At 35.4% G+C, this 19,438-nt stretch carries 11 protein-coding genes; 9 read left to right on the top strand and 2 right to left on the bottom strand.

Going from position 1 to position 19,438, the window contains the following annotated elements; genetic code table 11:
• Both Q5N74_RS06010 and Q5N74_RS06005 read right to left on the bottom strand, forming a co-directional pair.
• A complete protein-coding gene (locus Q5N74_RS06010) occupies positions 1-1,602 on the bottom strand; it encodes a RagB/SusD family nutrient uptake outer membrane protein (protein ID WP_304387832.1) in 1,602 nt (533 codons plus the stop codon).
• 11 nt (positions 1,603-1,613) lie between these two features.
• Positions 1,614-4,523, bottom strand: a complete 2,910-nt coding sequence (locus tag Q5N74_RS06005; RefSeq protein ID WP_304387831.1) for a SusC/RagA family TonB-linked outer membrane protein — start codon at positions 4,521-4,523, stop codon at positions 1,614-1,616.
• Positions 4,524-4,848: 325 nt separating this feature from the next.
• Here Q5N74_RS06005 and Q5N74_RS06000 point away from each other — a divergent pair, with 325 nt between their 5' ends.
• The 9 genes from Q5N74_RS06000 (at position 4,849) to Q5N74_RS05960 (ending at position 19,269) form a co-directional block, all read left to right on the top strand.
• On the top strand, positions 4,849-5,922 hold the full coding sequence (locus tag Q5N74_RS06000) for a LacI family DNA-binding transcriptional regulator (protein WP_304387830.1): 1,074 nt from the start codon (positions 4,849-4,851) through the stop codon (positions 5,920-5,922).
• A gap of 132 nt (positions 5,923-6,054) precedes the next feature.
• Positions 6,055-7,413 carry an MFS transporter gene (locus Q5N74_RS05995; protein WP_304387829.1) on the top strand — a complete coding sequence of 453 codons (1,359 nt, stop codon included), beginning with the start codon at positions 6,055-6,057 and terminating at the stop codon, positions 7,411-7,413.
• A gap of 3 nt (positions 7,414-7,416) precedes the next feature.
• Positions 7,417-8,070: a beta-phosphoglucomutase gene (gene pgmB / locus Q5N74_RS05990; protein WP_304387828.1), complete on the top strand. Its 654-nt coding sequence runs from the start codon at positions 7,417-7,419 to the stop codon at positions 8,068-8,070.
• Between the two features lie 15 nt (positions 8,071-8,085).
• The gene (locus Q5N74_RS05985; protein WP_304387827.1) at positions 8,086-10,395 is read left to right on the top strand and encodes a glycoside hydrolase family 65 protein; all 2,310 of its coding nucleotides are present in this window, start codon (positions 8,086-8,088) and stop codon (positions 10,393-10,395) included.
• 38 nt (positions 10,396-10,433) lie between these two features.
• A complete protein-coding gene (locus Q5N74_RS05980; RefSeq protein ID WP_304387825.1) occupies positions 10,434-12,548 on the top strand; it encodes a glycoside hydrolase family 97 protein in 2,115 nt (704 codons plus the stop codon).
• Between the two features lie 146 nt (positions 12,549-12,694).
• The gene (locus Q5N74_RS05975) at positions 12,695-14,581 is read left to right on the top strand and encodes a glycoside hydrolase family 13 protein (RefSeq protein ID WP_304388083.1); all 1,887 of its coding nucleotides are present in this window, start codon (positions 12,695-12,697) and stop codon (positions 14,579-14,581) included.
• A 1-nt stretch (position 14,582) separates the two neighbouring features.
• Positions 14,583-15,716, top strand: coding sequence for an alpha/beta hydrolase (locus Q5N74_RS05970; RefSeq protein ID WP_304387824.1), 1,134 nt, complete (start codon positions 14,583-14,585; stop codon positions 15,714-15,716).
• 11 nt (positions 15,717-15,727) lie between these two features.
• Positions 15,728-17,608 carry an alpha-amylase family glycosyl hydrolase gene (locus Q5N74_RS05965; protein ID WP_304387823.1) on the top strand — a complete coding sequence of 627 codons (1,881 nt, stop codon included), beginning with the start codon at positions 15,728-15,730 and terminating at the stop codon, positions 17,606-17,608.
• Positions 17,609-17,610: 2 nt separating this feature from the next.
• Positions 17,611-19,269, top strand: coding sequence for an alpha-amylase family glycosyl hydrolase (locus tag Q5N74_RS05960; RefSeq protein ID WP_304387822.1), 1,659 nt, complete (start codon positions 17,611-17,613; stop codon positions 19,267-19,269).
• Positions 19,270-19,438 lie beyond the last annotated feature (169 nt).

Below are 19,438 nucleotides of genomic sequence, written 5' to 3'. Positions count from 1 at the left end.
TTAATACCCTGTGTTTTGAGTAAGATTAGGATTTGCAGCCATACTTGCTGTTGGTATTGGATATACATTGAAGTAGGATGGAAGTGAAATTCCATTACTACCATTACCTTTCCAAACCCAATTGTAATTACCTCCAGTAAATTTTTGGTAACGAATTAAATCTTGTCTTCTGTGTGCTTCCCAATGAAGTTCTCTTCCTCTTTCATCTAAAATGAAATCTAAAGTTAATTCTCCAGCTGAAATTGTATTTGTGTTATTAGCACGCGTTCTTAAGGCGTTTACATAACCTAAGGCTGTCGCTAAGTTTCCGCCACCGCCTCTTAAATGAGCTTCAGCATACATTAAATACACATCGCCTAATCTAAATAAAGGGAAATCAGTATCAACAAATGTTTGGTCGATTCCGTAGCTACCAGTAGAAGTTGCGTTAGAGTATTTTTGTAATATGTAACCAGAATCTTTATTAGAAATATCTGTAATTTCAATAGATCTGTCTGCAGAAATAATAGTATTTCTAGTATCGTTTGCAAATGAACTATTAAACAGGTTTGCTAATTGTTTTCTAACTCTAAGAGCGCCGCCCCAGCCGCCAGCACTAACGCCAACTTCGGTACCGTTTTCTTCAAGACTTCCTACAGAACCATTAATCATAACAGTTGTTGGGCCATAGTTTTGAGTTGTTAAACCATCTGAAACTATAGGGAAAATAATTTCGTTTGTAGCAGAGTTTGTATTGTTGTCTGCCATGAAATTATGTAGGTAGTTGGTTGCTAAAGAGTAACCACCGCTTATTATTTTTTCAGTGTAAGTAATACAATCTGAATAACGGTTTGTGTTAATATAAACTTCAGCATTTAAATACATTTTAGCTAAAATCATGTAGGCTACAGATTTGTCTGCTCTTCCGTATTGGTTTTGTCTAGAGTCTATTAAATCAGCATCAATTGCTAATAATTCACTTTCAACAAAAGCAAATAGTTGTGCTCTATCGTATGCTGGTGGCTGCGAGTTTAAGGCATCATCTTCGGTTACAAAATTTGCTTTTCCGAAAACATCCATCATATAATAGTAAGCCATGGCACGCATTAAACGTGCTTCAGCTCTATATGCAGGCATCTCAGCTCTAACAGTTGTAGATACATTTCTAGAGTCTAATTTAGCATCAGTAGTTTCTCTTAAAAAGTTATTTGCTAGTGCAACAGATAAATGCGCTCTACTAAACATACCTAATAATAACGGGTTTTGAGCGGTCCATAAGTTTCTTTGGATTTCTCTAGTTCCCGGATCGTTTTCATAAGACCAAATCATCTCATCGGCAGAAAGCGTTTGTACATATAAAAGGACACGTCCAAATTGGCTTGTTCCTGCATCAATGTTTTTAAGGTTTGAGCTTCCAGGACCATCGGTACCTGTTAATGCTAAATTGCCATAAATACCTGCCAACACTTGTTTGTAAGCACTTTCATTGGTGAAAAGTTCTCCACTCAACGTCGTTTGGTCGTCGTTTGGTGTAATATCTAAATCGGCAGTACATGATGTTACAGTAACTAGTAACAGACAAATAAGACCTATTGTTTTGTGTATTTTAAATCTTGTTTTCATAGTTGTTTTTATTAAAATTTAAAATTAGCTCCAGCCAATACCGTTCTTGGTCTTGGGTAAATTAGGTTGTCTATACCTCCAAATACTTCAGGATCTAAACCACTGTAATTTGTGATCGTGAATACGTTTTGAACACCACCCCATAAACGAATACTTTTCAGTTTATTCGAAATGTTATTAAAAGTGTATCCTAAAGTAATATTGTCCATTTTTAAGAATGAAGCATCTTCTAAATAAATGTCTGAAATAATAACATCAGACGTTCTTTGGAAATTGGTGTTTAAAACCGAAGTTGGAAGGTTACCAAGTACCGAGTTATCAAGTATACGCTCATATTGTGATCTCGAAGAGTTCACGTTGTTGTATGCATAGTTTCCAATATTCGCTCTTACGTTAAAAGCTAAATCGAAATTCTTGTAGTTTATATTTGATTGAAATCCTAAAATAACATCAGCATTTGGGTTTTCTTTTAAATAACGGTCGTTATCATTAATAATGTTGTCTCCGTTTAAATCTACGTAAGCACCTTCAATTGGGTTTCCTGCGGTATCATATAATTGTTTGAAAACACTAAACGAGTTAGGCGCTTCGCCTTCTCTTAATATTTGAATGTTATTTCCTGTACCACCAGCAATTCCACCAGTTCTTACATCTTGTCCTAATGCTAATTCTTTAATTTCTCTATTTAAAAACGTTGCATTGAAGTTGAAATTAATATTTAAATCTTCAGACTTCACTACATCTGTATTTACAGAAAACTCGATACCTTGAATTTGTAATTCTCCAATGTTTTGAATCACACTGTTAGAGAAATTTGTACCATCTGCAACAGATGCTGTAAATAATAAATCGGTTGAATTCTTTTGGAAAAAATTTAAAGATCCTGAAACTTTATTGCTGAATAGACCGTAATCTACACCAAACTCTAAAGTTGTTGTTTCTTCCCATTTGATATCTGGGTTTACTTCTGAAGCAATTAATGATTGAATTACCGCATTATCAAATTGGTATTGCGAATTCTGGTCACCACCTCTATAACGGTTTAAGAATATATCATTACTACCAATTTCTTGCTGTCCTGTAATACCGTAACCTACTCTTAATTTTAAGTTAGAAACGGTGTTCGAATTTATAAGAAAATCTTCATCACTAATATTCCAAGCTATGGCAGCAGCAGGGAAATTACCCCATCTGTTCTTTTCACTAAAACGTGAAGTACCATCTCTTCTATAAGTGAAAGTAAGTAAGTATTTGTCTAATAATGTCACATTAGCTCTACCAAAGAAACCAATTAAAACCACATCTGGGTCTGCAAACGTGCTAGGGAAACTAGCTGCATCTCTTTGGTTTCCTGTATTACCACCATTATTAGTGAATTTTTGGTATGAATATCCAGACATAACATCTGTACGAATATTTCCAAATTCATTACTATAGTTTAAGTAACCATCAAACGATTTGTTTGTTCTTTTTTGAAAACCTAACGATGAGCTTCCTTTTACAGGATCGTTTGTAGCTATTAAAGTAGATGTGTAATCAATTGTTTTAGATTCCGTTTCATCATAACCTAAATTCACTACCGCTTTTAATTCTGGTAAAAAATGAAATTTATAATCGAAGTTTAAGTTACCGTAGCTTCTGTTAGCATCACCATAATTGTTTCTTTGTAATAAAGAAGCAACAGGGTTGGTGGTTCCGTTTAAAATTCCAGACCCATTTCTGTGTTGATAAAACCCACCATAAGGAGACGTTACATCGTAAACAGGGTGTGTTGGGTCGTAACCTAAAGCAGCACCAATTTGTCCGGTATCCCCAAAACGGTTATCCTCAAACGCTAAATTCGCATTCAAGTTTATTTTTAAATGATTATCTAAAAATGAAGGGTTTAAGGCTAAGCCTAAAGTTCTACGTTCAAATTCTGAGGTTAATAAAGCACCTTCTTGATTCGTTGTTCCAAAAGAAAAACGAGTAGGAATGGCTTTAAATAAAGATCCCTGCATAGAAATGTTGTGTTGTGAAGACACGGTGTTTCTAAAAATTTCATTTTGCCAATCGGTACTTGCAGTTCCTAATAAGCTTTCGTTTAGGGTAGAACCGTTTATAGGTTGTGAAGCTACTAGTTGTCTAAATTCATCTCCAGAAAATACGCCAATTCTATCGGTTAATTCTCCAAAGCTGTATTGTGTATCATAAGTAGCGCTAAAGTTTTCTTTACCTTTTTTAGTTACAATAATAATAACACCATTGGAAGCTCTAGAACCATAAATGGCAGTTGCCGAAGCATCTTTTAATACAGAGAACGAATCGATGTCATTTGGGTTTATAGTTGCTAAAATACCGTTAGAACCATTTACACCATTATTATCAATAGGTAAACCATCAATAATAATAAGTGGGTTGTTGGAAGCATTAATAGAAGAACCACCTCTAATTCTAATTTCAGATCCAGAACCAGGAGATCCACTCGTGTTAATACTAACACCGGCAACACGACCACTTAATAGGTTTTCTGGAGTTACTATATTTCCTCTTGTAAAATCTTCAGAGGTAATAGACTCTACAGAGCCCGTGGCGTCTTTCTTAGTAGTAGAACCATATCCAATTACTACAATTTCATCTAACTGTGCAGCATCTTCTTTTAATTGAACATTTATTGCTTTTTGGCCAGTGTATGTTACTTCAACAGGTAGGTAGCCTACATATGAGAATAAAATAACATCGCCTTTTTTTCCTTGAATTTGATAGTTTCCATCAAAATCTGAAGCCGTTCCGTTTGTTGTGTTTTTAATAACAACATTAACTCCAGGGAGCGGAATTGAAGTCGATTGTTCTGTTACTGTTCCTGTTATGGTGTTTTGTCCAAACATAAATGCAGGGGCAAAAAACAGGAGAAACAGCAAACTATTAATAGTTGTTTTCATATAATTTTGTTAAATTAATGTGTTAATTAGTTTAGTTATATTTTCACTTCTCGATGTTAAAACTATATAAATTTTATGTAAAGAAATAATTTGATGTTGCGAAATTCTCAGCGAAAACGTTTTCGTGTTGACAACTTTACATAAAAACGCCGTTTTTTCTCTAAATGCTTAAAAATAACAGATTTACGAAAACGTTTGAGATTTTCGATGGTACGAAATTTAGGCTTTGAATTTTCGTGTTATTTTAGGAAGATTTGAATTTTAACCTTTTTGTAAATAAAGATTTTTATATTTATACCAGTCCCACCTAGGATTAATTTTAAAAATGAAAAGAAAAATAACATTAAAACAAATAGCTAAAGAGTTAGATGTCTCTATATCAACAGTTTCTAAAGCCTTAAGCGGTAGCAAAGAAATTAGTGAAGATACCACGCAAAAAATTCAGGCATTTGCAAAACTGTATAATTACCGGCCTAATAATATTGCATTAAGCTTAAAAAACAGAAAAACAAAAACCATAGGTATTATTATTCCAGAGATTGTGCACCATTTTTTTTCCACTGTTATTCGTGGAATAGAATTAGTAGCCAATAAGCGCGGATATAATGTAATTGTTGGGCTTTCCAATGAATCGTTTACCAAAGAAATTATCAATATGGAAATGCTGGCGGGTGGTAGTATTGATGGGTTTATTTTATCCATTTCAAAGGAAACATTGCTGAAACAGGATTATCATCATTTCAATGCGACCATCAACCAAGGAATGCCCATTGTTTTGTTTGATAGAGTTGTGAATGAAGTAGATTGTGATAAGGTTATTGTAGATGATTTTAGAGGAGCCTTAAAAGCTGTAAAGAAATTATTATCAACAGGTTGTAAAAATATTGCGCTTATTACAACCATGGATTATGTGAGTGTTGGAAGGCTGAGAACCCAGGGATATATAGAGGCTTTGGAAGATGCTAAAATTAATGCAGACGCGAACTTAATTTTAAAAATAGAGGATAGTTTAGACGCTGAAGGTGATTTAGATGTTCTAGAAAATGAAATTGAAAAATTCTTTAAAAACAATAAAAAAATAGACGGTATTTTTGCTGTAAATGAGCTGTACGCAGTTACCGCTATGAAGGTGGCTCGTAAACTCGGATTTAAAATTCCTGAAGACATTCAAGTTATCGGTTTTACAGACGGTGTTTTATCAAAACACGCCACTCCAAGCTTAACAACTGTGAGCCAACATGGTCAAAAAATGGGTGAACAAGCAGCCGATTTATTAATTGATAGGTTAGAACTTGAAGAGGAGGAAAGCCTTGATTATATTGAGGAAACCGCACGTAATGAGTACTTTAAAACAGTAGTTATTGAAACAGAACTTATAGAAAGAGACTCTACTAAATAAAATTTTTATTAGGAATATCTAAATTCTTTTATATCTTTGACCCGAAATCAAAACTTATATTTTCACTCCTCACCTAAGTTTTGATAAGTAATTAGTCGCTTATCAAATAGTATCAATTTAATATACTATTTCATGGAAAAGCGTAAGTTAAGTTTCTGGGAAATTTGGAACATGAGTTTCGGTTTCTTAGGGATTCAAATGGGTTTCGCCCTACAAAATGCCAACGCAAGTAGAATTCTTCAAATTTTTGGAGCCGATGTTCACGAACTATCATGGTTTTGGGTCATAGCACCTCTTATGGGACTTATTGTTCAACCTATTATTGGTTATTACAGTGATAAAACCTGGGGTCGATTTGGCCGAAGAAAACCCTACTTTTTAGTTGGTGCTATTTTAGCATCTATTGGCTTGGTTTTAATGCCACAAGCCGATATGTTTATTGCCTTTTTACCCGCACTATGGGTAGGCGCAGGTATGCTCATGATTATGGATGCCTCCTTCAATATTGCCATGGAACCTTTCCGTGCTTTAGTAGGCGATAATCTTAGAACAGACCAACGTACTTTAGGATTTAGTGTTCAAACCGCCTTAATAGGTTTTGGAGCCGTTATTGGTTCGTGGCTCCCTTATGTTTTGCATAATTGGTTTGGCGTATCAAATGAAACTTCGGCGGGTATGGTCCCTACTAATTTAATTCTCTCATTTATTATTGGCGCGGTTATTTTAATCGTTTCAATTATAGTTACCATGTTTGGTACCAAAGAGTATTCACCAGCCGAATTAGCAAGTTTTGAAGAAGAACATATACTTGCTGAAACACCTACCACCGATGAAGTCGAAAAATCGAGTTTATTAGATATTTTCGAAGACTTTAAAAAAATGCCAACCACCATGCGCCAATTAAGTTGGGTGCAATTCTTTTCTTGGTTTGGACTTTTTGGTATGTGGGTATTTGCTACGCCTGCCATTGCGCAACATATTTACGGTTTGCCATATACAGATAGTAGCAGCGTCATGTACCAAGATGCTGGCGACTGGATAGGTATCTTATTTGGTGTTTACAATTTAGTATCTGCATTATATGCATTCGCATTACCCTACATCGCTAAGAAAATAGGAAGAAAACGCACGCATGCCACATCTCTAGTGATTGGTGGTATAGGCTTGCTTTCTATTTACATCATGCCAGATAAAAATTGGCTTATAGTGTCTATGGTGGGTGTTGGTATTGCATGGGCAAGTATTCTAGCTATGCCGTATGCCATTTTAGCGGGTTCTATCTCTGCTAAAAAAATGGGGGTTTACATGGGGATTTTTAACTTCTTTATTGTGGTCCCACAAATAATAAATGCGTTTATAGGCGGTCCGCTTGTAAAATACGCCTATGGCAATCAAGCCATTTTCGCACTGCTAACTAGTGGTGTTAGTTTTCTAATCGCTGCCATGTTGGTATCTAAAGTAAAAGATATTGACGACGTAGTAAAATCATAATTAATGAGTACAATAGGAGTAATATTCGATTTAGACGGAGTGATTGTAGATACCGCAAAATACCATTATTTGGCTTGGAAAAACCTTGCAGATAATTTGGGTTTTGAGTTTACCGAAGCACATAATGAGTTGTTGAAAGGCGTGAGTCGTGTAACCTCGTTAGAGATTTTGTTAGATATTGGAAAGGTGCAATTAACAGAAGAAAAAAAGCAAGAGATATTAATAAGTAAAAATGAAGAATATCTAAGCTATATAAAGAAAATGAATGCCGATGAAATTCTTCCTGGTGCAGAACAACTTTTAGACACTCTAGATGCTTTAGGTATAAAATACGTATTAGGTTCTGCTAGTAAAAATGCTGAATTAATTTTAAATCAAGTGGGCTTATACCACCGATTTCATGGCATTGTAGATGGTAATTCGGTTTCAAAAGCAAAACCAGATCCAGAAGTGTTCTTAATTGGTGCCGTAAAACTAAATCTACCTCCAAAAAATTGTATTGTTTTTGAAGATGCTATCGCTGGCGTAGAAGCGGCGAATGTGGCACATATGACTTCGGTTGGAATTGGTGATAAAAACACCTTGCAAGAGGCGGACTTCAACTTCAATAGCTTAACAGAAATACCTGAAGGTTTCTTCAGCAAATTTATCATCTAAAAAAAGATTTTAAAAATGAATCAAGATTATATCATACCAAATAATTGGTCAATCATAGAAGAAGGTTTCGATGCGTCACGTGTTGAATCTTCAGAGAGTCTTTTCAGTATCGGTAATGGTGCCATGGGGCAACGTGCTAATTTTGAAGAGCAGTATTCAGGTCATACTTTTCAAGGAAGTTACATCGCAGGTGTTTATTATCCAGACAAAACACGAGTAGGCTGGTGGAAAAACGGCTACCCAGAATATTTTGCAAAAGTGCTTAATGCGCCAAGTTGGATTGGGATAGATGTTAGCATTAATGGAGAAGAACTGGATTTGTTTACCTGTAAAAACGTAGAAAGTTTCAAACGTGAACTAAACATGAAAGAAGGTTGGCTGTCAAGAAGTTTTCAAGCAACACTTCAAAATAATACCACGGTTCAAGTGGACGTAAAACGTTTTTTGAGTTTAGATTTAGATGAACTTGGCGCTATTCAATACCAAGTGAAACCTATAAATACCGATGCCGAAATTACATTTCAGCCTTATTTAAACAGTGGTATTACCAATAAAGATACGAACTGGGATGATAAGTTTTGGGATACCTTGCAGGTAAACCAAGAAGGTAAGCAAGCATTTATTCAGGCTAAAACCATGAAAACAGATTTCCATACCTGTACTTTTATGGAGTCGCAATTGTTTTTGAATGAAATGGAAGTTGCTCAACAACCAGCAGTTAAAACGACTGAAGCATCTATTTCTTTTACTTATACGCAGCAAGTAAAGGTGAATGAAACCTGTGCAATTCATAAGTTTGGTGGTTATACTGTTGATAGAAATTACGATAAAACCGAGTTGATTTCAGCAGCCAAAAAGGTGTTAGATACAGCTGTTAATTCGGGGTTTAACACCTTGTTAGAAAACCAAAAACAGGCATGGGCCACTATTTGGGAAATGGCAGATATTACCATTGATGGTGATGTGAAAGCACAACAAGGTATTCGTTTTAATATTTTTCAATTAAATCAAACGTATTTAGGGAAAGATTCACGCTTAAATATAGGGCCTAAAGGTTTTACAGGTGAAAAATACGGCGGAAGTACGTATTGGGATACCGAAGCCTATTGCATTCCGTTTTACATGGCTACCAAAAACCAAGAAGTCGCTAAAACTTTATTGGAATACCGTTACAACCATTTAGAAAAAGCCATTGAAAATGCTGAAAAACTAGGTTTTAAAAACGGTGCAGCGCTATATCCTATGGTGACCATGAATGGTGAAGAATGCCATAACGAATGGGAAATTACTTTTGAGGAAATTCATAGAAATGGCGCTATTGCTTTTGCAATCTATAACTACCACCGTTATACAGGAGATTACAGCTATATCCCAGAAAAAGGTTTGGAAGTTTTAATAGGAATTGCTCGTTTTTGGCAACAACGCGCTACGTTTTCAACAGACAAAAATAAGTATGTCATTCTAGGTGTTACAGGACCCAATGAATACGAAAACAACGTTAATAATAATTTCTACACCAATTATTTAGCACAATGGTGTATTAATTATGCTTTAGAAAATATTAGTAAAATTGAAGCAGAATATGGCTCTGATTATACCCGTATAATGAATAAAGTGCGTCTTTCTGAAAGCGAATTAAAAGAATGGAAAGCGGTTTCAGAGCATATGTATTTCCCATATTCAGAGAAACACCAAGTTTATTTACAACAAGATGGTTTTTTAGATAAAGAATTAATTACGGTGGCCGATTTAGATAAATCACAACGTCCTATCAATCAAAAATGGAGTTGGGATCGTATTTTACGTTCTCCGTACATAAAGCAAGCCGATACATTACAGGGTTTCTACTTTTTTGAAGATCATTTTTCGACCGAAGAACTAGAACGTCATTTCGATTTTTATGAACCATTTACAGTCCATGAAAGTTCATTATCGCCTTGTGTACACAGTATTCAAGCTGCGAAATTAGATAGAATGGATCAAGCCTATACTTTCTATTTAAGAACTTCACGATTAGATTTAGACGATTATAATAAAGAGGTTCATGAAGGTTTACATACCACATCGATGGCAGGAACCTGGATGAGTATTGTAGAAGGTTTTGGTGGTATGCGTGTAAAGGATAATACCTTAGCATTCACCCCGAAAATACCAAAGCAATGGGAAGCCTATTCATTTAAAATAAACTTTAGAAACCAAATTTTAAAGATAAGTGTTGCTCAAAATCAAACCAATTTTGAATTGATAAGCGGTGATACTTTAGATATTTTAGTGAACAATAAAACGGTAGTTCTTCAAAATAAGGAATTACAAACTTTAAATTAATAATGCGTTTTTAAACGTATCATTTTAAATATAAATAGATGAAATCATTCCTATTAGCCATAGCCGTTTTATGTTCGGTATGCAATCACGTTAATGCTCAAGAACTAAAGTCGCCAAATGGTAGCTTAAGCATGCAATTTTCATTGGAAAACGATGGCACGCCAGCCTACAAACTGTCTTATAAAAACAAGGCAGTTATAAAACAAAGTCATTTAGGTTTGGAATTAAAAGATGATGAAAAATCATTGTTGAATGATTTTAAAATTTCAAATTCAAAAACGGCAAGTTTTGATGAAACTTGGCAACCAGTTTGGGGTGAGGTGAAGACCATTCGTAACCATTACAACGAGTTGGCGGTGACTTTAACTCAAAATGAAACAGACCGCATTCTTGTAATTCGTTTTAGAATGTTTAATGAAGGTTTAGGGTTTCGATACGAGTTTCCTGCTCAAAAAAACTTAGTGTATTTTGTTATAAAAGAAGAAAGAACACAGTTTGCTATGACAGGCGATCATACTGCCTTTTGGATTCCAGGTGATTATGATTCTCAAGAATACGATTATACAAAATCGAAATTGTCTGAAATAAGTGAGAAATTTGATAGTGCCGTAACCGATAATGCGTCGCAAGAACAGTTTTCTAAAACAGGGGTTCAAACCGCTTTAATGATGAAAACAAATGATGGTTTGTATATCAATTTACACGAAGCAGCGCTTATTAATTACTCATGTATGCATCTTAATTTAGATGCTGAAAAGATGGTTTTTGAATCGTGGTTAACACCCGATGCCGTGGGCGATAAAGGTTATATTCAAGCGCCTTCTAACTCACCTTGGAGAACCATTATGGTAAGTGATGATGCGACTGATATTCTAGCTTCAAAAATGACATTAAACTTAAATGACCCTTGTGCTATTGAAGATACATCGTGGATTAAACCCGTAAAATACATAGGTGTTTGGTGGGAAATGATCACAGGAAAAAGTTCTTGGGCTTATACTGATGAGATTCCAGCAGTGCAATTGGGTGTTACCGATTATACTAAAGTGGCTTCTAACGGAAAGCATGCAGCCAACACAACGCATGTAAAAGAATATATCGATTTTGCTTCCAAACATGGCTTTGATGCTGTTTTGGTTGAAGGTTGGAATGAAGGTTGGGAAGATTGGTTTGGAAAATCTAAAGACTATGTGTTCGATTTTGTAACGCCATATCCAGATTTTGACGTAGAAGGCATTCATGCTTATGCAAAATCGAAAGGCGTGAAAATGATTATGCACCACGAAACATCGGGGTCAGTTCGTAATTATGAGCGTCATATGGACAAAGCGTACCAATTCATGAACGATCATGGCTATGATGCCGTAAAGAGTGGTTATGTTGGTAATATTATGCCAAGAGGTGAACATCATTATAGCCAGTGGATTGTAAATCATTACCAATATGCTGTTGAAAAGGCAGCTGATTATAAAGTGATGGTAAATGCGCATGAAGCTGTTAGGCCTACAGGAATTAGCAGAACGTACCCTAATTTAATAGGAAATGAATCGGCTAGAGGTACAGAGTTTCAAGCGTTTGGCGGTTCTAAACCTAACCATGTTACCATTTTACCTTTTACACGTTTAATAGGAGGACCTATGGATTATACACCTGGGATTTTCGAAATGGACATTAGTAAATTAAATCCGAATAATAATTCACATGTAAATAGCACCATTGCAAACCAATTGGCATTGTATGTTACCATGTACAGTCCGTTGCAAATGGCAGCCGATTTACCTGAGCATTACGAACAATTTATGGATGCCTTTCAGTTTATAAAAGACGTCGCGATCGATTGGGATGAGAGTGTTTATTTAGAAGCAGAACCAGGTGATTATATAACCGTGGCTCGAAAAGAAAAAGGTAGCAATAATTGGTTTGTTGGGAATGTGAATGGTACCGAAAAAAGAACATCAAACCTAACATTCGATTTTTTAGAAAAAGGTAAAAAGTATATGGCTACTATTTATGCCGATGCTATAGATGCACATTACAAAACCAACCCACAAGCGTATACGGTTAAAACCAAAAAGCTTACAAATAAGTCTAAGTTATCAGAAATATCAGCTCCTGGTGGCGGATTTGCTATTAGTATAATCGAAATAAAGTAAGATGTGTTTTTTTTAGTAGGCCATTTAAAGGTTTTATTAAAAGTTACAGAGATTTGTAAAGTTTCATTTAAAAGGAATAAAAAATGATAAAGGTAATTGGTATATTTATTATGTGTGTAACGGTTTTAAATATGCCAATGGGCTATATGAAAACAGTAAACACCGTCTCAAATCTAAAAAATAGCAGCGTAGTGGAATATAGTGATATTGAAAGAATAGAACCCTCCAATTGGTGGGTAGGATTTAAAAACTCGGAATTGCAGTTGTTAGTGAAACACCCTAATATCACTACAGCTGTGCCTGAAATAGATTATGCTGGCGTGTCTATTAAAGAAGTACATAAAGCAGATAGCGATAACTATTTGTTTATCGATTTAGATATTGATAAAAGCACAAAAGCCGGAAAATTTAATATTGTTTTTAAGTTTGAAAATGGGACTGAAAAGATACAGACTTATGAGCTGAAACCGAGAAAGATAGCCGCGGAAGATTATGTAGGTTTTGATAGTTCAGATGTTATTTATTTGATAACTCCTGATCGATTTTCTAACGGAAATCCATCAAATGATATTCATGAAGAATTACTAGAAAAAACGATTGATAGAACCAACGATTATGCGCGCCATGGCGGGGATATTCAAGGGATGATCAATCATTTAGATTATATAGAAAGTATGGGTTTTACCGCTATTTGGTCATGTCCATTACTTACTAATAACATGCCAAGTGGTTCGTATCATGGCTATGCTATGACCGATTTTTATGAAATTGATCCGCGTTTTGGAACTTTGGAAGAATATCTGGAATTAGCACACAAAGCCAAAGAAAAAGGTTTGAAACTTATTATGGACCAAGTAGCAAACCATTGCGGTTTAGAACATTGGTGGATGAAGGATTTACCTTTTAATAACTGGGTGAATTATCAAGAAAATTACGAAGAAAATAAAGATTCTTGGGACAAGAAAGCGACCATTACATCCAATCACAGACGTACCAGTAATCAAGATATTTATTCTTCTAAAAAAGACCGTGAAGAAATGAGCGATGGTTGGTTTGTATCTGGGATGCCAGATTTAAATCAACGTAATCCGTTTATGGCAAAATACCTTATTCAAAATAGTATTTGGTGGATTGAAACTGGCGGTTTAGGTGGTATTCGTCAAGATACCTATCCGTATTCCGATAAGGAATTTATGAGTCAGTGGGCAGGTGCAATCATGGAGCAGTATCCAAATTTCAGTATAGTAGGCGAAGAATGGAGTTATAACCCATTAATTATTGGCTATTGGCAACAAGGTGCTAATAATAGGGATGGCTATAAATCTAATTTAAAATCGCCTATGGATTTCGCCATGCAACGTCAAATTGTAAATGGATTGAATGAACATGAAAGTTGGGACACCGGTTTGGTTAAAATGTATGAAGGCTTGGCGAACGATTTTCATTATGCATCACCTAAAGACATTATGATTTTTCCAGATAACCACGATATGAGTCGCATTTTTACGCAATTAAGGGAAGATGTGGTGAATACTAAAATGGCCTTGGGTTATCTATTAGCTTTACCTCGAATTCCACAACTATATTACGGAACCGAAATTTTAATGAACGATTCGGCAAACCCAGGTGATCACGGATTAATTCGTACCGATTTTCCAGGAGGTTGGAAAGGAGATACCGTAAATGTATTTACAGGTGAAGGTTTAACCGATACGCAACTCGAAATGCAAGGTTTTGTGAAGCAACTATTAACCTATCGTAAAACCAGTAAAGCCATTCACGAAGGTAAAACCATTCATTTTGCCCCATTTATGGGTACGTATTTCCTGTTCAGAATTATTGAAGGAGAAACGGTTGTGGTTGTAATTAATAAAAACCAAGAACCTATTACCATCAATTTAAAACATTATGATGAGATTGGTTTAAAAGGAAAAACTCTGAAAAATATTGTAACGGGTGAAGGTTTTGTTTGGGATGAAAAAATGACCTTAAATTCTAAAGGAATTACCATATACTCTACAAAAGAAAACTAGAATGAAAGCCCTGTTACGTGTATGTGTGTTTTTATTAAGTCAGTGTGTGCTGTGTCAAGTAACTATTGTTATTGATAGTTTGCCAGAGCATCACGATTATGATAAAGCTATCTACATATCAGGGGATTTTGAAAATTGGTCAGGAGGTGATTCCCGTTTTAAATTATCCAAAACAAATAACCAGTATCAAATAAGCATACCAAAGCAAAGTGAAGCCTTAAGTTTTAAATTTACTTTGGGTTCATGGGATTTTGTGGAATGTCAGGTAAACGGGAGTCCTATAGAAAATAGAGTCTTTCATTTTAAGAATACCCAAGATACCTTGCGTGTTAAAATAGCGAGCTGGCAAGATGGAAATTTAAAAGAAAGACCATCAACAGCATCAAAGAACGTGCATGTTTTTGCTGAACAGTTTGAAATACCTCAGTTAGGTCGAAACCGTAAAATCAGTGTTTATTTACCCGCTAATTATAAAACATCTGGTAAAAAATATCCTGTGTTATATATGCATGATGGACAAAATGTTTTTGATTTAGCGCGTTCGTATTCTGGTGAATGGGAAGTTGATGAAACCTTAGATAAGCTAAGTAAGGAACACGGGTTTAATATTATCGTAGTAGCTATCGATCATGGAAATGATAAACGACTGAGTGAATATTCACCGTGGTCAAACCCTAAATATGCAGAGAGCGAAGGCGCTGCTTATATAGAATTTATAGTGAATACTTTAAAACCAGAAATTGATAAAGTATATAGAACTAAAATAGCTGCTAAAAACACTGCCATTATGGGGAGTTCTATGGGTGGGTTAATTTCGCATTATGCCGCCATAAAATATCCTCATGTATTTGGAAAAGCGGCTGTGTTTTCACCGTCGTTTTGGTATGCTAAAGAGAGTTTTTCATTTACGGAAACGCATGCAACTTCAAAAAAAGTTAAAATGTATTATGTGGTAGGTGGTCAAGAAGGTGAAAATATGGTTCATGATATGGAAAAGATGATAGGCATCATGAAAGCGAAAAAGTTTCCAGAAGCCAATTTATACTCGAAAATAGTTCCAAACGGGACGCATAGCGAGTCTTTTTGGAAAACAGAATTTGAAGCCGCCATCAATTGGTTGTTTGCGCTTCATTAAAAAATAAAAATATGAAAAGACAGTTTACTTATGCATTAGTTATAGCGCTGCTTATTCAATATGGTTGTAAAAATGACAATAAACCAGATAAAAAACAAAAAGCAGTAGTTTCAAATATGCAACGGAAATTAGTAGTATATCAGGTGTTTACCCGCTTATTTGGAAACACTCATGTAACCAATAAACCTTGGGGTACTATGGAAGAAAATGGTGTTGGTAAGTTTAACGACTTTACCAATAAAGCTTTAAAAGAAATCAAAGATTTGGGTGTCACACATGTATGGTACACAGGTGTACCGCATCACGATGTCATTGCAGATTATACTAAGTTTGGCATTTCTAACGACGATCCGGATGTTGTAAAAGGACGTGCAGGTTCTCCGTATGCTGTTAAAGACTATTACAATGTAAATCCAGATTTGGCGGTTCATGTTGAAAACAGGTTGCAAGAGTTTAAAGCTTTAGTAGATCGAACACATGCTGCAGATTTACAGGTTATTATTGATATTGTTCCAAATCACGTAGCAAGAAATTACCAGAGTTTAACCAACCCTATTGGGGTGGAAGATTTTGGAGCTTCCGATGATGCATCGAAAGTGTATGACGTTAATAACAACTTCTATTACAATCCTAAAGAAGCGTTTAAAGTCCCCGTTTGGGAACCAGATTATTCGCCTTTAGGTAATGAAATTCATCCTTTAGAAGATTATAAGTTTGATGAAAAACCCGCTAAATGGACAGGTAATGGCTCTCGATTATCACAGCCACACGCTAACGATTGGTATGAAACAGTGAAAATTAATTATGGTGTTTCTCCCGATGGTAGAAAAGATTTTGATACATTACCTGTTGGTTTTGAAAATGAAGATTATAAAAAACATGCTGAATTTTGGGCAGATAAAACAGTTCCAAATTCATGGATAAAGTTTAGAGACATCGCCCTGTATTGGATCGACTTTGGTGTTGATGGCTTTCGTTATGACATGGCAGAAATGGTTCCGGTTGAATTTTGGAGCTATATGAATTCTAGTGTTAAAATGAAAAATCCAAATGCTTTTTTAATGGCAGAAGTGTACAACCCAAGTTTGTATAGAGACTATATTAAAAAAGGGAAAATGGATTATTTGTATGATAAAGTACAATTATATGATACCATAAAACACATTATACAAGGACATGGAAAAACCGATAACATTCCGCCTATACAAGAAGATTTAAAAGATATTGAGCACAACATGTTACACTTTTTAGAAAACCACGACGAGCAACGTATTGCAAGTCCAGAGTTTGCTGGAAGTGCAGAAAAAGGTAAGCCAGCTATGGTCGTTTCGGCAACCATAAGCACGTCACCAACCATGATCTATTTTGGTCAAGAACTTGGTGAGCCAGGAGCCGAAGATGCCGGTTTTGGAAAACCGTCCAGAACCTCTATTTACGATTATATTGGAGTGCCTTATTTTCAGCGTTGGGTTAATAATAAACAGTTTGATGGAGGGCAATCTTCAGAAAAAGAAAAGGCACTGCGTGATTTTTATAAGCGTTTGTTGAATGTGACTATTAATAGTTCTGCATTAGCAGGAAACTATCAAGATATTCATCTGTTCAATAGAACGAATAGTGAGAAATATAATGATAAAGTTTTATCTTTCGTGCGTTGGAGTGCTGATGAAAAGTTAGTGGTGGTGTCTAATTTTGATGCCCATGCGAATCAAGAATTTCAACTGAAAATCCCTCAAGATATTATTGAAACTTGGCAATTAAACTCAGGGAGTTATATAGTAAAGGATCTGTTATATGGCATGTTTTTGTCACAATTAATTGTTGAAAATGGTGAAGGTACACTCGCTATTAAATTAAAACCTTTAGAATCTGTCATCTTAAAAATTCAGTAAAAATGAAGCATATTCTGTTATATTTTATCCCATTGGTTCTCTTCTTAAATTGTAAAGAAAAGGAAGTGGTGATTTCAACCGAAAAAGAAAACGCTCCTTTTGTTTGGGAAGCAGCCAATCTGTATTTTTTACTAACTGATAGGTTTAATAATGGAGATACAGCCAATGATATTAATTTTGATAGAACCTTAGAAGCAGGAAAACTGCGTGGTTTTGAAGGTGGTGATTTAAAAGGAGTGACCCAAAAAATTGAAGCGGGCTATTTTACAGATTTGGGAATAAATGCTATTTGGATGACGCCTGTTGTGGAGCAAATACATGGTGCTACGAATGAAGGTACGGGGCTTACATACGGCTATCATGGGTATTGGGCAAGCGATTGGACGTCTATAGACCCCAATTTCGGAACGAAAGAAGATTTAAAACAACTGGTTGAAGCAGCTCACAAAAAAGGCATCAGGATTTTATTGGATGCAGTAATAAACCACACCGGTCCGGTTACAGAATCAGATACCGTTTGGCCAGAAGCTTGGGTGCGTACAGGACCGCCATGCGACTATCAATCGTATAAAGGCACCACCGCCTGTACATTGGTTGAGAATTTACCAGATATAAAAACGGAGCGTAATGAAGCGGTAGAATTGCCACCACATTTAGTGAATAAATGGAAGCAAGAAGGACGTTTCGAGCAAGAACAGGCAGAGTTAAATGCTTTTTTTCAACGCACAGGTTACCCTAAAGCACCTCGATTTTATATCATGAAATGGTTAACAGATTATATTACCGAGTTTGGAATAGATGGGTACCGTGTGGATACCGTAAAACATACCGAGCCTTATGTGTGGCAAGAATTTAAAAAGGAATGTGATAACGCTTTCGCGGAATACAAAAAAAGCCATCCAGATAAAGTCTTAGATACTAATAATTTTTATTTGGTTGGGGAAGTGTATAATTATGGCATTTCAGCAAAAACAACCTTTGATTTTGGTGATAATCAAGTCAATTATTTTGATAATGCTTTTAACAGTTTGATAAATTTCGACTTTAAATGGAATGCAGCTCAACAAGATTATGAAACGGTGTTTAAGCGCTATAGTTCTATTTTAAATTCAGACTTAAAAGGTTATAGTATTTTAAATTATGTAAGCTCACATGATGATGGAAACCCATTTGATGCCAAACGCGAAAAAACAATGGAAGCTGGTACTAAGTTATTGCTAGCACCAGGGACATCTCAAGTGTATTATGGTGATGAATTGGCACGTTCCTTAACAGTTGGTGGTACCGAAGGAGATGCTGCCTTACGGTCAGTGATGAATTGGGATGCTTTACAGACTGATGCAAAAGCAAAAGCAATATTAAAACATTGGCAAAAACTAGGTAGGTTTCGTGCAAACCACCCAGCAGTGGGAGCTGGTGCGCATCAACAACTTACTAAAAAACCATATTCATTTTCTAGAATTTATTCCAACAAAAACTATACAGACGCCGTTGTGGTTGGGTTGGATTTACCTAAAGGTGAAAAAATATTGGACGTTTCAAAGGTGTTTAAAGACCACGATAAGGTGCATGATGCGTATTCAAATCAAACAGTATTAGTTAAAAAAGGACAAGTAGTTATCAATTCCAACGAAACCATTGTGTTGTTAGAAAAGGAATAGGTTGAAAATATTCAAGATAGTTTTTATGTGTTAATGGGCTTTGTCCCGTTTTGTTAAAGAGGTCTTCATCCCAATGAAGGCCTTTTTTTGTAGAATCAATCCTTTTGAAAGCTAGAAATAAAAGTATGATTTAGTAGTAAGTCATCATTATTTGTATATTTAGACTTGT

The organism is Mariniflexile sp. AS56, from assembly GCF_030552475.1.
Lineage (GTDB): Bacteria > Bacteroidota > Bacteroidia > Flavobacteriales > Flavobacteriaceae > Mariniflexile.
Note: the sequence above shows the minus strand (reverse complement) of the source record. Positions and strands in the feature narration are given on the sequence as shown.

Bases quoted from the DNA above. Each gene is read 5' to 3' on its own strand.
- Q5N74_RS05965 (WP_304387823.1), top strand. From the start codon at position 15,728: ATGAAAAGACAGTTTACTTATGCATTAGTTATAGCGCTGCTTATTCAA.
- Q5N74_RS06010 (WP_304387832.1), bottom strand. From the start codon at position 1,602: ATGAAAACAAGATTTAAAATACACAAAACAATAGGTCTTATTTGTCTG.
- Q5N74_RS05970 (WP_304387824.1), top strand. From the start codon at position 14,583: ATGAAAGCCCTGTTACGTGTATGTGTGTTTTTATTAAGTCAGTGTGTG.
- pgmB (WP_304387828.1), top strand. From the start codon at position 7,417: ATGAGTACAATAGGAGTAATATTCGATTTAGACGGAGTGATTGTAGAT.
- Q5N74_RS05985 (WP_304387827.1), top strand. From the start codon at position 8,086: ATGAATCAAGATTATATCATACCAAATAATTGGTCAATCATAGAAGAA.
- Q5N74_RS06005 (WP_304387831.1), bottom strand. From the start codon at position 4,523: ATGAAAACAACTATTAATAGTTTGCTGTTTCTCCTGTTTTTTGCCCCT.
- Q5N74_RS06000 (WP_304387830.1), top strand. From the start codon at position 4,849: ATGAAAAGAAAAATAACATTAAAACAAATAGCTAAAGAGTTAGATGTC.
- Q5N74_RS05960 (WP_304387822.1), top strand. From the start codon at position 17,611: ATGAAGCATATTCTGTTATATTTTATCCCATTGGTTCTCTTCTTAAAT.
- Q5N74_RS05980 (WP_304387825.1), top strand. From the start codon at position 10,434: ATGAAATCATTCCTATTAGCCATAGCCGTTTTATGTTCGGTATGCAAT.
- Q5N74_RS05975 (WP_304388083.1), top strand. From the start codon at position 12,695: ATGAAAACAGTAAACACCGTCTCAAATCTAAAAAATAGCAGCGTAGTG.
- Q5N74_RS05995 (WP_304387829.1), top strand. From the start codon at position 6,055: ATGGAAAAGCGTAAGTTAAGTTTCTGGGAAATTTGGAACATGAGTTTC.